Source organism: Ruminococcus albus AD2013 (assembly GCF_000526775.1).
Lineage (GTDB): Bacteria > Bacillota > Clostridia > Oscillospirales > Ruminococcaceae > Hominimerdicola > Hominimerdicola alba_A.
Genome location: NZ_JAGS01000001.1, coordinates 3,782,102 through 3,795,135, shown reverse-complemented (window position 1 = coordinate 3,795,135; position 13,034 = coordinate 3,782,102). Strand labels below are relative to the sequence as shown.

At 44.0% G+C, this 13,034-nt stretch carries 15 protein-coding genes and 4 pseudogenes; 5 read left to right on the top strand and 14 right to left on the bottom strand.

What is annotated here, in order from left to right; genetic code table 11:
- Nucleotides 1-459 precede the first annotated feature (459 nt).
- Entirely contained in the window at nt 460-837 is a 378-nt protein-coding gene (locus tag N773_RS0117145) for a hypothetical protein (RefSeq protein WP_024855858.1), read from the top strand.
- 19 nt (nt 838-856) lie between these two features.
- Here N773_RS0117145 and N773_RS0117140 read toward each other — a convergent pair whose 3' ends face one another.
- Nucleotides 857-1,051, bottom strand: coding sequence for a hypothetical protein (locus N773_RS0117140; RefSeq protein ID WP_024855857.1), 195 nt, complete (start codon nt 1,049-1,051; stop codon nt 857-859).
- Nucleotides 1,008-1,307: pseudogene (gene tnpB / locus N773_RS23535) on the bottom strand (IS66 family insertion sequence element accessory protein TnpB); the annotation flags it as partial. The gene N773_RS0117140 and the pseudogene tnpB (N773_RS23535), both read right to left, overlap by 44 nt.
- Nucleotides 1,308-1,477: 170 nt before the next feature.
- Here tnpB (N773_RS23535) and N773_RS0117135 point away from each other — a divergent pair.
- Together N773_RS0117135 and N773_RS22695 are read left to right on the top strand one after the other, a co-directional pair.
- A complete protein-coding gene (locus N773_RS0117135) occupies nt 1,478-2,623 on the top strand; it encodes a hypothetical protein (protein WP_024858915.1) in 1,146 nt (381 codons plus the stop codon).
- Nucleotides 2,624-2,993: 370 nt separating this feature from the next.
- Nucleotides 2,994-3,173 carry a hypothetical protein gene (locus N773_RS22695; protein ID WP_196231657.1) on the top strand — a complete coding sequence of 60 codons (180 nt, stop codon included), beginning with the start codon at nt 2,994-2,996 and terminating at the stop codon, nt 3,171-3,173.
- A 569-nt stretch (nt 3,174-3,742) separates the two neighbouring features.
- Here N773_RS22695 and N773_RS22690 read toward each other — a convergent pair.
- Nucleotides 3,743-3,979: a hypothetical protein gene (locus N773_RS22690; protein WP_196231656.1), complete on the bottom strand. Its 237-nt coding sequence runs from the start codon at nt 3,977-3,979 to the stop codon at nt 3,743-3,745.
- 627 nt (nt 3,980-4,606) lie between these two features.
- Here N773_RS22690 and N773_RS22685 point away from each other — a divergent pair.
- Nucleotides 4,607-4,918 (top strand): annotated as a pseudogene (locus N773_RS22685) (hypothetical protein); the annotation flags it as partial.
- 606 nt (nt 4,919-5,524) lie between these two features.
- Here the strand turns inward: N773_RS22685 and tnpB (N773_RS21985) are convergent.
- The 7 genes from tnpB (N773_RS21985) to N773_RS0117095 all read right to left on the bottom strand — a co-directional run bounded on the left by tnpB (N773_RS21985) (nt 5,525) and on the right by N773_RS0117095 (nt 8,862).
- Entirely contained in the window at nt 5,525-5,761 is a 237-nt protein-coding gene (tnpB, locus tag N773_RS21985) for an IS66 family insertion sequence element accessory protein TnpB (RefSeq protein ID WP_043537903.1), read from the bottom strand.
- A 3-nt stretch (nt 5,762-5,764) separates the two neighbouring features.
- Nucleotides 5,765-6,076, bottom strand: coding sequence for a hypothetical protein (locus N773_RS0117110; RefSeq protein ID WP_024858912.1), 312 nt, complete (start codon nt 6,074-6,076; stop codon nt 5,765-5,767).
- Between the two features lie 439 nt (nt 6,077-6,515).
- Nucleotides 6,516-6,992, bottom strand: coding sequence for a sigma factor-like helix-turn-helix DNA-binding protein (locus N773_RS20530; protein WP_024858911.1), 477 nt, complete (start codon nt 6,990-6,992; stop codon nt 6,516-6,518).
- Nucleotides 6,993-7,225: 233 nt separating this feature from the next.
- Nucleotides 7,226-7,504: a hypothetical protein gene (locus N773_RS23010; protein ID WP_242840417.1), complete on the bottom strand. Its 279-nt coding sequence runs from the start codon at nt 7,502-7,504 to the stop codon at nt 7,226-7,228.
- A gap of 89 nt (nt 7,505-7,593) precedes the next feature.
- The gene (locus N773_RS23005; RefSeq protein WP_242840416.1) at nt 7,594-7,779 is read right to left on the bottom strand and encodes a hypothetical protein; all 186 of its coding nucleotides are present in this window, start codon (nt 7,777-7,779) and stop codon (nt 7,594-7,596) included.
- On the bottom strand, nt 7,754-8,554 hold the full coding sequence (locus N773_RS23000; protein ID WP_242840415.1) for a recombinase family protein: 801 nt from the start codon (nt 8,552-8,554) through the stop codon (nt 7,754-7,756). Before N773_RS23000 ends, N773_RS23005 begins: the two co-directional genes overlap by 26 nt.
- A gap of 125 nt (nt 8,555-8,679) precedes the next feature.
- The gene (locus tag N773_RS0117095; RefSeq protein WP_024855849.1) at nt 8,680-8,862 is read right to left on the bottom strand and encodes a hypothetical protein; all 183 of its coding nucleotides are present in this window, start codon (nt 8,860-8,862) and stop codon (nt 8,680-8,682) included.
- A 259-nt stretch (nt 8,863-9,121) separates the two neighbouring features.
- Between N773_RS0117095 and N773_RS0117090 the strand changes: the two are divergent.
- Nucleotides 9,122-9,478, top strand: a pseudogene (locus tag N773_RS0117090) (IS66 family transposase); the annotation flags it as partial.
- A gap of 163 nt (nt 9,479-9,641) precedes the next feature.
- Here the strand turns inward: N773_RS0117090 and N773_RS0117085 are convergent.
- The 4 genes and pseudogenes from N773_RS0117085 to N773_RS0117075 all read right to left on the bottom strand — a co-directional run bounded on the left by N773_RS0117085 (nt 9,642) and on the right by N773_RS0117075 (nt 12,956).
- Entirely contained in the window at nt 9,642-9,983 is a 342-nt protein-coding gene (locus tag N773_RS0117085) for an IS66 family transposase (RefSeq protein WP_024858909.1), read from the bottom strand.
- Nucleotides 9,943-11,277: an IS66 family transposase gene (gene tnpC, locus N773_RS0117080; protein ID WP_024858908.1), complete on the bottom strand. Its 1,335-nt coding sequence runs from the start codon at nt 11,275-11,277 to the stop codon at nt 9,943-9,945. Before tnpC ends, N773_RS0117085 begins: the two co-directional genes overlap by 41 nt.
- A gap of 152 nt (nt 11,278-11,429) precedes the next feature.
- Nucleotides 11,430-11,597: pseudogene (gene tnpB, locus N773_RS23530) on the bottom strand (IS66 family insertion sequence element accessory protein TnpB); the annotation flags it as partial.
- 135 nt (nt 11,598-11,732) lie between these two features.
- A complete protein-coding gene (locus N773_RS0117075; protein WP_242840414.1) occupies nt 11,733-12,956 on the bottom strand; it encodes a tyrosine-type recombinase/integrase in 1,224 nt (407 codons plus the stop codon).
- Between the last annotated feature and the right edge of the window lie 78 nt (nt 12,957-13,034).

Genomic DNA, 13,034 nt, shown 5'->3' with positions numbered 1-13,034 from the left:
ACAATTTCTTCATTTTTGTGGTACAATCCTTTCGTTGGTTTGATGTTATATTTGCAATTACATTATACCACAAAATGAGACGCCTGGCACTACCTTTTTGGTGTGTCAGGCGTCTTTTTCTTTGTTGGGGCTGCAACAGCCCCTTTATTTTCATTGTAGCGAGCCTGTACAAACTCTATATAGTGAATTCACTTTCAATTTGATCAATGGAATTTTAAGACTAGAAAAATGTATAATCAACGCCTGATTTGAAGTCCAGTAAATTCGACTTCAAATCAGGCGTTGATTACAGATAAAAAATAAAATCTGTCTAATACTATTCAACATTCTAAAATAGTTTTCAAGAGCTTTAGACGTTTTCTTTAATGTCATTTCAAAAAAGGTGTGGTTATTCTTTGCATCATTGAGAGTGTGATTCGGCGGTTGCTTTTTTTTTAGCTGATGTGGTATAATTTGTAGATGAAAGTAACTCTTATACATGCACAAAGTGATAGTATGATTCTTATCATTGACAATATTAATGAATTAAAATGTTTATTCGGTTTTGTGCCTGAAGAAATTGAATATGATGATGAAAAATTAAAACAGTATAGTAATAATTGTACGTTTCTGTACAACTTTAAAGAGCAGATACTAAACCGAACAAATCACACTAGTGGCGTTGTACTTTATAGTCTGTATTACTGGCAGCATAAATATATAGAAAGAATGCATGAGCTTTCTTATTCGGACGAAAGCTATGAGCAATGGAATTTTAAGACTATGGAACAGATAGAATACACTTGTGGAAAGGTAGACCTTGCTCTGTTAGAAAAAATCGAAAACAATGAAATATAAGTCGAAAGATTATTTAAAATCATCGAGAACCAAACATGGAAAGCTGAACACCGAATTCCTTTTCCATAACAACAGATGTTTGCTCTGTTTTTCTTCCGAATATCTGCTTTCTGAACCAATCAAGCTGCTGGTTGGCAAGTGCTAGTTCTTCTTTGAGGACAGCATTTTCATTACGGAGTGATACTATTTCCGATGTCATATTTTGTTCGGACATAAAGCAACCCTCCGTTCGTGATGATACATCCATAATACCACGAAAAGAGGGGCTTTTCAAGCACATATTCTGAATATTCGGTAAGTATTGCCTTAATACAGCGCGCCGGTTTTCCTTCACGGATAGCTTTCGGCTGTTCGATCTTCAAACCTTCTAAAAGCCAGCGAATTTGCTGAGATGTGAGCATTACAGCTTCTGTTTCACTGCGTGGCCACTGAAATCTTCCGTTGTCAAGGCGCTTGTACAGCAGCAGAAAACCATCGCCCTCTTATCCGAATATTCGGATAAGAAGGCTTATCCGCAGGTTTTTGTTATCCGAACATTTATTAGAGATAAGGCGTGTTCCTGCTGTTTAAGATAAATTCGGAAAAAAAATGTTCGGATAACAATATTTGGGTGTATCATTATCTCAGGAGGTGATACACAATGAACGAATATCGCAAAAATGTTACTATTGTTTTAAACTTTCTGAAAGAAAGGGGGTATGCGCAATCCACAGTTAAAAATCATGAACGGTTTTACACTCTGCTGGCTGACGATCTTGCGGCTAAGGATATAACCTATTCACCAGAATACGGAAAAGCTCTGTTATCCACATTACCGGTGCCTGCATGGCTCCCTAAAAGCCGTATAGAAAATGCGGCTTGCATTTCAAAACTTGATGATGCATATATCCACGGATGCATCATCAATGCCCAGGCATCACCCAGGAAGAGTTACTCCAAGCTATCGCTTAACAGCAACTTTGAAAACCACATCACAAGATTCCTGCGTTCTCGCGAAAATGTTTTTACAGAATCGCAAATAGCAAATGTCAAACGAAGGTGCTCATTGTTCTTGAAGTGTATGCAATCCAAGGGAAGGATGGATCCATCTGAGATAACCTACGGTGACATAGATTCATACCATGAGGAGCTTGCGCACTTGAAAAGGATTTCCCGAGTTATTGAAGAGTCAACTTTGCACCAGTTCCTGCAATTCCTGGCCGAATCGGGAAAGGTTCCTTACGGTCTATATCTGAGAATATATGCATTGGAGACGGAATGTTCCGTCAACCTGGACGATTTTCCACCTGATGAACAATCCAGGCTTATAAAGAATAGCTCTGAGGGACAAGTCCGGTTGTCGCCTGAAAGGTTTTTGTCTGAGGGCCTGGAACTTATCAGACTCCATCAAGAGGCAGGCTATGTCCAGAAATATACAGAAGCATCTAAAAGGGCAATTCTTCAGCTATACCTGTTCCTTGATTACCACAATCTGTGGTATGACCCAGACATGGCAGACATTTGGCTTCATTCGGACTGCGTAAAAAAACGTCTGTTCAAAGGCTGTTCGTGGAATACAGCGCGGCACATACTGTTCATGTTTTCCGATTATGTTACATCCGGGTCAGTCCATTTCGAGAAGAAGTTGCCGAGGGGAATCAACGGCATAAATAACATTCCAGAATGGTGGCTTGACACCACTGCTTGGACTTTGCCGAGGAGCCGCCGCAAGATGAAACTGGATGAGAACACCGTTAAAAACGATATTTACTCCCATACTCAGATTTTGCCGGTTTATAATCGGTGAGGGCCTGTCATCGTATGGCGAGTTGTTAACGAAGTCATCTTGCTGATTTCAAACCTTGCAAGACCACCATGGAACCCCAGAGGGCAAAAAATGCATGCAACAACCGGGTGAAGCGGTTCCTTAAGTACCTGTATCGTAAAAGGTCCTCAACGCAAACCCATCGCTGTATATGGCTCTTGGGCTGCTCGGCGGCACCAGTGGGAGACCGTTGTGGTAGTAGCTCACTTCCAGTGAGATCGAGGAGATCAAAACTTTTGTTTGGCAATGCATATACGGATCTTGAGATCCGCGACAGTGCAGTCCATAATGCTCGGACTTGAAATGGGAATGCGCAAGCAGCGATATTGCAAAACCTGAAGCTGGGAGAACATTGATTGGGGAAAACCGTTCATTCTGTACAGGCCAGAACAAGACAGATGCTGATGTATGGGTAGCCGATGCCAGTGGCGGTAAGGCAATGCCATCTTGCAGATACCTGAAGATGGCACGTCCAAGAATGCGGTATGCAGAAATGTATTCGTTGATTTCAAGGCTCCGTTTAGCGGCATGAGCCGAAACATATGCTACAGTGCGTTAAAGCGAGCTTTGCCTGACCGCGATGTAAGGGATCAGGTTTTCACGTCACCCGAAAAACATTTTCGACAAACAGGGCTTAGAAAACGGAGTTTCGTCCCCGAAAGCATAGCAGATGTAATCGGGCCAGCAGGGACACGGAAAGCCTGAAGCATTACCTTTCCCTTGACGATGACGCATGGCGGCATGTCCGCTCTCCTTGCGGATCTTCGCCTTGAAATGGAAGGGAGCGATGCGTTATGATGAATATCGCTTTCAAGAGCGTCCTGGCCCATACATACAAGGGTTTACTGGATCAAAAAAGGTCACTTGGCTTCAAGTATGACAACGAGGCATATATACTCGCACGCTTTGACAAGTATTGGCTGGAGAACCAATGGGGATTCGGATGACGTGACAATGGAATCTCTTGAAGGATGGACGCGACTGCTTCCGACAGAGGGAAAGTCATCCCAGGCTGGGCGGATATCTGTGGATACGGCAGCTGACTCTGTACATGAATGGCCTCGGCAAGATTTCAATATGTTCCTATAGATTGTTATACGTTTACAGCCGCCCTGTTTGTCCACGTTCTGTCACCAGAAGAGGTTGCTGATCTCTTCCGTGTGATTGAACGGGGTAATGTTCCCAAAAAGCAATCCACGGAAAGTGACAAGGATGGGCGGTAATGGTTACAGGGTGATTTTTTTCGACTGATTTCTTGCAACGGGTCTGCGCAGAAGCGGAGGCGGTGTGCTCCGGCTTGATGACATCAACCTGGAAAGAAACGGTTTCCATTACCATTTATAATGCAAAGGGTCATAAGGACAGGGTGGTTTTTCATGTCTGGGATCTTACGAAAGTCATGAGAAAATACACCAGTGACAATCTACGCCTAATGGACACTGAGTGGGTTTTCCCGTCCTTTGATCCCGCCAGGCATTTTTCCGGTGGTGGCACTTTCCATACGCTTTAGGCAATTTTGGAAAGGAAACCGTATATGCGCCGAGTTGCGCAAAGCCCCCGACAATCCACTCACTGCGTCACACTTATGTTGTTATGCGCATGAATGCATGGATATCCGAGGGAATCGACCTGAATGTCATGCTGCCTTACCTCAGGCAGAGCGTTGGGAACACAAATCGTCCAATGAGACCTTCTATTATTACCACCAGGTCAAAGAGACGTTCCGTATTATACGGGAAAAAGACAGCCTCGCGTTATGAGATTTTTTCGGAGGTGAGGGTCAGATGAATAATACGGTTAAAAGAAGCTCTTCTTTTCCATGACGTTTGGACTTCCTTGAAACCTATATACCCCAGGACAGTCCAAGCCTGAAAACGGTAAAAACATATAGGGACGGACTTAGCATTTTCAGGAGGTATGTCTCGGACGAAAAAGGGATATCCATGAAACGATTCCCTTTTTGAGGATTGCACTTTTGACTTTCTCCTTGACTACCGGAACTGGTTGCTCGACTACAAGAAACACACCAGAAGCACAGTCAACAACAGGCTTGCGGCAATAAAGTCATATGTCCGGTACGCTTCATCACGCGATGTTTCTCTCCAGCAGGTAATATTTGAGCATTACCGATGTTCCCATTTTTGGCGCGTGGAAAAGAAGATGCGACCCATAATCGAGGAACGTTCAACGCTCAAAGCTTTTTTAGATGCTCCCGCCCAATACAAGGACGGGATGCAGGGACACGATGATGCTTTTCCGTTCTGTTTGACACGATGATACGCGCGGACGAACTCATAAATATCCGGTTGAAAGATTGTTAATCTGAAGGTTGCTGCACCCTATATTCTAATTAAGGGTAAGGGCAACAAGGAACGAACAGTCCCTATTTCTGAAAATGTAGTGTCTCTCATTGAAGCGTACATGGCAGAATACCATGATGGGGAGTCAGCTGGGTCTTTCCGTCCCATTTATCTACACAGTGTCCCATGGTGAGATACATTCTATGTCGGAAAGGAATGTGGAGCGCATAGTGAAAAAATATGCGGACATTGTCCGAAAGGATCATCCAGACCTGCCCAATCCAGTTTATCCACATATGCTTCGAAGAACACGGGGAACATACCTTTATCGTGATGGAGTGGCAAATAGAGACGATTGCTGTGGCAATGGGGCATTCGAGCATCCAGACCACGAAGGACCATTACGCATTTCCATCTTTGGAACAAAAACGCAAGGCCATGGAAATAGGGAACCCTGTAATATCTTCTGGCAATGAGGTACCAGAATGGCCCGATGACGAGGATGAATTTGCACGGCCTTTGCGGCTTGAGGTAAATTTTTATCCGCATATTTTTTTGAAGGAACAAGGCTTGATCATCAGCATCAAGCCTTGTTCCATAAAAATGTTCGGATAACAAAAACCTGCGGATAAGCCCTCCCACAGCAGACCTTTGATGCGGTCACAACGTCCTGCCGCAGAACAAAAAACAATGCTTTCGAGAACGGGTCAAGTCGAAGCTGAGCCTGAACGATAGTCGCAAGTCCGTCTATCCCGCGTCGAAGGTCGGTGTATCCCGTAACAAGATAGACCTGTGCGTCCGCTGCCAGATCATTCAGCATAGCTCATGCACCAAAGCGGTCAGAGTGTCCCGCAGATATATCTGCCGGAAGAGATATTTGAAGTCCGTTTTTCTCAATGTGGATATTTTCGTTTGAGCAAGGAACTGATACAGGAACGATGGTCGGAAAATTTTCGATATACTTTTCACGCACTTTTCTTAGGCGGTTTGTAATACGTGTTTGGCTTGATCCCATTTTTCTTTGCACCATTCCCGGATCGTCAGACCGCTTGCCTGCTGTGCTTTTGATCTGCGCAGACCATTCCTGAAGCTGCATTTCTTTTTTGATTGTTGTGATGGATGTTGTTTTGTCCATACCTGTTACCTCCTTGTCTAATCGTCTCCAATGAACTCCATGGATCAATTTTGGATTATTCAATTTACTTCATGGTGTTGTTTGGAGTTTATTATACTTCATTAGACTTTGGTGAGGTAGGTGCGGAGGGTTATACGCTTACCGCAAAGTGCTATAAAAACAATGAATCATCGTGTTGATGTTATCCTTCCCTCCGTCGTAGGCGGTGGGAAGGATAACCGCCTAGTATTTCAAGTTCCGATATTACACCAATTAATTTGGTGTGTCAGCGGGATAACCAGATTTCTATTTTCAAATTTACAACATGACACGTATGAGTTCATATGAGTGGAACTTTGATTAAATCGACAATACTGCAACAATTATAACGACAGCAAAAAAGACGTAACTATAAGCTGAACTGTTTTTCAGGATGTCATACTTTATTCCAGTTCATGCCTCAGCTTCTCCAAAAGCCCTTTTTTTCTATCCGCGATACATACGACCTGGATATCCCCAGCTTTTTAGCCGCCTCACGCTGAGTGAGGGCAGGTTTGCCGAAAAGCCCGTACCTCATAACAATTATCTCCTTCTCACGATCATCAAGGCACTTATCAAGATCGATATACATCTGTTCCGCACGGACAAGAAGTTCTATACGCTCCGCAACGTCCTCGCTGTCGGTCAGTATATCCATAAGTGAAAGACTGTTACCGTCTTTGTCTGAACCTGTCGGCTCTTCCATAGAAACATCGTTAGCCGTCTTTTTCAGGGAGCGGAAATGCATGAGTATCTCGTTTGCTACACTCGCACTCCGGCTCTGAATGCGGCACATCAGCACCCCCCGCTTTTCTGCGCCCATAAGATACAGGTGGATATTCTCGCCGTCCCACTCAACACGACGCACGAAGCAGCGTATAACATCACGCTTTTTCATAACATCTAATGTGTCAATAGTTTTTAGCGAATGACGACAGCATATCCGCAAGGCTTTGATACTGCTCGTCGGTGATGTCGCTGTTTTTCCATAAGCCTGCGGTGCTCGGATATCTGCCTTTCAAGCTCGGAAGTCTTAGTGTGCAGATCGTTTTATTTGCGAGATGATGTCATCAGCAGCCATAGTATCGCCTGCCAAAGTCCAAAGCCTTAACAAGATTTGTGCGCTCGGATTCATACTGCTTTTTCTTTTTCAGTCAGCCTGTCGATTTCTGCCTGCGAATCAGCGAATGTCTCATTCAAACTCTTCTGTGAATTTCTTAGCAGCTTCATCAGCTCCGAATCGTCCTCGCCCAGGTGCTTTATCTCATCGCATATCTGACGGTCAAGCTCGTTGCCGTTAATTCGCTTATTATCACACTTGAGACCGTGACTTCTTTCTTTGAGCTCGCAAAGGTAATCATATACCTTCTCGCCCTGCTTGTTGACCCTTGATGAAAGCTTTGGGCGCATAAAGCTTCCACAGCACGCACAAAAACAGCAGTCCCGACAGAAGTGCGGTATTGCTCTTGGGCCTTCGGTATGCCTTGTCCCTGTTCTTTTCAAGCAGATGCTGTACCTCTACCCAGCGCTTGCCCTCGATAATTCCCTCGTGCTTGCCAACAGCCCACTATCCACTCGCTTGGAGCTTTCTGCTTCATTGACCTTCCCTTTTTCTGTATGGTCTTGTTGTACGCCATAATACCGTGAATGCCGTCAAAGTCATCGTGTGAACCGTACAACTGCATATCTTTTTTCGTTCAAATATACCCATGTATCCTCGTCAGCAATGGCATATACAGGGTTTTGCAGAATGGTCTTAATGGCAAACCTCGAAAGCGTGTTGCCCTTTTTCGACTTGAAATCATTATTGAGCAGATAGGTCTCCACCTTAGTAATAGAACGCAGTTCAACAAACTTAGTGAACACCAGCCTGACAAGCTCTGCCTCTTCGGGATTTTTCTCCAGCATTCTCGCCTTATGTATCTTGCCATCAACCGTCTTACTGCCTACGGTCTCGGCACTCCTGTAACCCGTTGGCGGATTGCCGCCCAACCACCGTCCCGACTTTGCAAGCTCATGCATATTGTCGGTTATTCTCTCTGCAATAATGTCACGCTCCAGCTGTGCAAAAACCGAGCTTATCATCATCATAGCCCTGCCCATAGGCGAGGTATCATCAATGTTGTCGCTGACCGAACGAAAACTAACGCTGTGTTCTTTCAGCTCCTCATAGGTGTTCACAAAGTCCGATGTGTTGCGGCTTATCCTGTCAAGACGGTAGCAAATAACCAACTGAAACTCACCATTGCGGCAGCGCTCCATCATCTCCTGAAATTTCGGGCGCTTGGTGTTGCCACCCGAAAAGCCCTCATCCTCGAACTCCACAATGTCCTCATCAACTACATCATATTTGCTTTTCAACGCCCGTCTGCATATCTCAATCTGGTTTTCAATGCTCTCACCTTTACCGGTGAATTTGGATTTGCGGCTGTAAATTGCGTATTTTCTGTTATCAGGCATATTATTCTTCCTTTCGTTATATTTGCAATTGTTATATATCATTATGGATATTATATCATTATTATTAGCAATTGTCAAGTGCCAGATTTAAAGACCTCTCTGAATGTCAGGAGAGGTCTTTGCGGTCAATCGTTTTTCTGCGATGCGATATTTTCTATCACCATATCAAGCAGTTGTTTCTTCTTTTCTTTTGAAACAGGCAGTGCATCAATGTGAGCCGTGATAATCTTAGCGTGGCACTCAGCAACAGTCGTTTGAAGCTGCCTGATACCCTCAGCCGAAGTGGGATAATGTAATACGATTTTCATGTTATCACCTTTTCTTTTTGTTTTCAAGCTAAAAGCTTATCATTGATATACAATCATTGGCTTTGCTCTAAAACTATTATATAAGAAAATTGTATGTGATATTATCATGATTCTGCATAAATTTACAAATGAGTTAAATAGAATATGACTGTTTATTCTATGGTTTGTGTTTGTAGTCTTATGAACTATCAGCATTTTCGTGGTATCATTAAAGTATCATCACGAACGGAGGGGTGCTTTATGTCCGAACCAAATATGACATGCGTTGAATGAACGGAAATATCTTTACACGTTTCTTGAAAACGGTGATGTTCCTATTGATAACAACAGGGCTGAGAATGCGATAAGACCGTTTGCTGTCGGCAGACGTTATGTTCTAAAAAACATAACAGACGCAACTGGCTATTCAGCAACACAGCCAACGGAGCAAAAAGCGAGTGCGGCGCTGTATTCGATAATTTCAACTGCGCAAGCTAATGGTCTTGATGCGGAGAAATACTTGACCGAGGGCTCGGGGGTGTTATGTTCTGCTGGTATTTATGCCGTTTTCAGTTCAAAAAGAGTAATTCCAATAACATTGGAAAGAGCCGGTTTGATGCTTACTTTTCACAAATAATAAAGCCATCCTGATAGTAAGCGCCAACCAAACCCAGCCCCTAAAGAGAAAAGCCGAGGCTTCCAATGAAACCTCGGCTTTGATTATTAGAGCCATCTACTTGTACTTTACTACCGGTTACTATACTTCTCTACCAACGGCTGTAACTCTACTTTACAGCCAATTACTTTACCTCACTGTAAGTTTGCTTACAGTATGGTGGAAGTGCCATGCTCCAAGGCATTACCGATTTAAGCTGTGTTTCAGTTGGATCCGCACCCCACTTGGGCAGGACGGTCAGCAGATAGAGCAGATACCCATAGACATCAAGCTCATTTCTTTTTGCTGTTTCGATGATGCTCATAACTGCTGCGCTTGCAGCGGCTCCTTTTTCCGTGTCGCTAAAAAGGAAATTCTTTCGGTTGATGACATAAGGCTTCACCGTTCTTTCGGCTAGATTATTTGTCATTTCTACATCGGGATTGTCAAGGAACAGGTACAGCTTCTTTTTTCTGATTTTGGGCATAGGTAACTGCCTTAGCCAGGTTTGAACCTTGACTAGGGCGCAGAGTATTTATTATCTCATATGCCTTGTCGAGCAGAGGCTTTACTTTTTCCTGCCGCATTTCAAGTATCTGCTCCCTTGTGTATTCTGCCTCCTTAGCCGCTTGTTCATAGTCTGCTGCCTTGCTGATCAGTGCAACTATCTGCGCTGATGGACAGGTGGTATCTCCATCTGTTATGCAGTCGAAGAAGTATCTCCGGCAATGAGCCCAGCAGCCGGCACTCTCATAATCTCCGCTGCCATAGGACTTCATTCCGTCCGTTTGCACAACACCCGTGTATCCTTCAAGCAGCTTCTCGGCAGTTATCTTGCTGCGGCTGTCACGGTAATAGTACAAAGCGATCTTCTTTGATGCACTTGCCCCTGTGCAGATAACCCACATCTGGCATTTTTTCTTAGATGGCTTGCCGTCTATCTTCAATACCCTTGTTGGAGTCTCATCGGCATTCAAAACCGGTTCGAGGAATGAATACATACGCAGCATTCCGATGACCGGTTCAAACCATTTTGCACCCTTTATGACCCAGTTTGCAAGTGAAGTGCGGTTCAGATAAATGCCCCTCAGCTTCCAGTATTGCTCCTGTCGATACAGAGGTTCTCCGAGCTGATACTTTCTCTGCATTATATCCGCGACCAGCGACGGATCGGGCAGCCCCTTTTCGATGACAGCGGCAGGAGTCTTGTTCTCCGCTTTGATTATGTTGGACCTGATCCCATTCTTATCGCAGTTTCTGCACTTATAGACCTTGCGGTAGTATTCTATCTTGTAGATCTTTTCGGGAATGACCGCAAGCCTTGTTGTCAGATATTCTTCGGTATATTCTGTAAGAGCATCACCGCACACACCGCAGATAAGCTGATTCTCGGGCAGATCAAAAACGACCTTTTTGGTTTCAAGGTCTGTTCTTATCTCATTTCTGCCGCGGTGCTTTCCGGTCTTTGCAGACTTTCTCGTTATCTTTTCTTCGTTAGGTTCCGACAAAGCTAAATTTGACTGTTCTTCGGCTTCATTGAAAAATCCTTCAAATGAAAGCTGACCATCACATAGATATTTACCCTTTTCGCTTTTCTGACCAAACAGCATTTTATTGCGTTTAAGAACAAGCTCGGTAAGATGTTCTATTCGGAGGTCTTTGTCTTCATTTGATTTTTTTAATTCACTGTTTTCTTTTTCCAGTTCAGCTTTTTTCGATTCAAGTTCGGAACACTTTTTTGCGGCTTCTTCATATGCTTTTTTCAGTTCTTCGTATGTCATAAAAAGCGCTCCTTTTCTTGTTTTTTTCAGTGGTTCCCGATACTTTAATTATACCACAAACCGCCCGATTTTTCAAGAAAAAGAACGCTTTTCACTGCTTTCCGGGCAGAGAAATATTGTCAACATTTATGTGCAGATTTAGTGTTGGATATTCAGCATATATCCACACCACCGCTGATCTTTTTTATTGCTTTCGGCTGGTCGATAGACAGCCCCTGCATCAGCCATATGAATTGCTCTCTCGTAATATCCCTTACTTCCTGCTCATTGCGTGGCCAGTTGAAACGACCATTTTCAAGCCGTTTGTAGAACAGCAGAAAACCGTCGCCTTCTTATCCGAATATTCGGATAAGAGGGCTTATCCGCAGGTTTTTGTTATCCGAACATTTTTATGGAACAAGGCTTGATGCTGATGATCAAGCCTTGTTCCTTCAAAAAAATATGCGGATAAAAATTTACCTCAAGCCGCAAAGCCGTGCAAATTCATCCTCGTCATCGGGCCATTCTGGTACCTCATTGCCAGAAGATATTACAGGGTTCCCTATTTCCATGGCCTTGCGTTTTTGTTCCAAAGATGGAAATGCGTAATGGTCCTTCGTGGTCTGGATGCTCGAATGCCCCATTGCCACAGCAATCGTCTCTATTGCCACTCCATCACGATAAAGGTATGTTCCCCGTGTTCTTCGAAGCATATGTGGATAAACTGGATTGGGCAGGTCTGGATGATCCTTTCGGACAATGTCCGCATATTTTTTCACTATGCGCTCCACATTCCTTTCCGACATAGAATGTATCTCACCATGGGACACTGTGTAGATAAATGGGACGGAAGACCCAGCTGACTCCCCATCATGGTATTCTGCCATGTACGCTTCAATGAGAGACACTACATTTTCAGAAATAGGGACTGTTCGTTCCTTGTTGCCCTTACCCTTAATTAGAATATAGGGTGCAGCAACCTTCAGATTAACATCTTTCAACCGGATATTTATGAGTTCGTCCGCGCGTATCATCGTGTCAAACAGAACGGAAAGCATCATCGTGTCCCTGCATCCCGTCCTTGTATTGGGCGGAGCATCTAAAAAAGCTTTGAGCGTTGAACGTTCCTCGATTATGGGTCGCATCTTCTTTTCCACGCGCAAAAATGGAACATCGGTAATGCTCAAATATACCTGCTGGAGAGAAACATCGCGTGATGAAGCGTACCGGACATATGACTTTATTGCCGCAAGCCTGTTGTTGACTGTGCTTCTGGTGTGTTTCTTGTAGTCGAGCAACCAGTTCCGGTAGTCAAGGAGAAAGTCAAAAGTGCAATCCTCAAAAAGGAATCGTTTCATGGATATCCCTTTTTCGTCCGAGACATACCTCCTGAAAATGCTAAGTCCGTCCCTATATGTTTTTACCGTTTTCAGGCTTGGACTGTCCTGGGGTATATAGGTTTCAAGGAAGTCCAACGTCATGGAAAAGAAGAGCTTCTTTTTAACCGTATTATTCATCTGACCCTCACCTCCGGAAAAAATCTCATACGCGAGGCTGTCTTTTTCCCGTATAATACGGAACGTCTCTTTGACCTGGTGGTAATAATAGAAGGTCTCATTGGACGATTTGTGTCCCAACGCTCTGCTGAGGTAAGGCAGCATGACATTCAGGTCGATTCCCTCGGATATCCATGCATTCATGCGCATAACAACATAAGTGTGACGCAGTGAGTGGATTGTCGGGGGCTTTGCGCAACTCGGCGCATATACGGTTTCTTT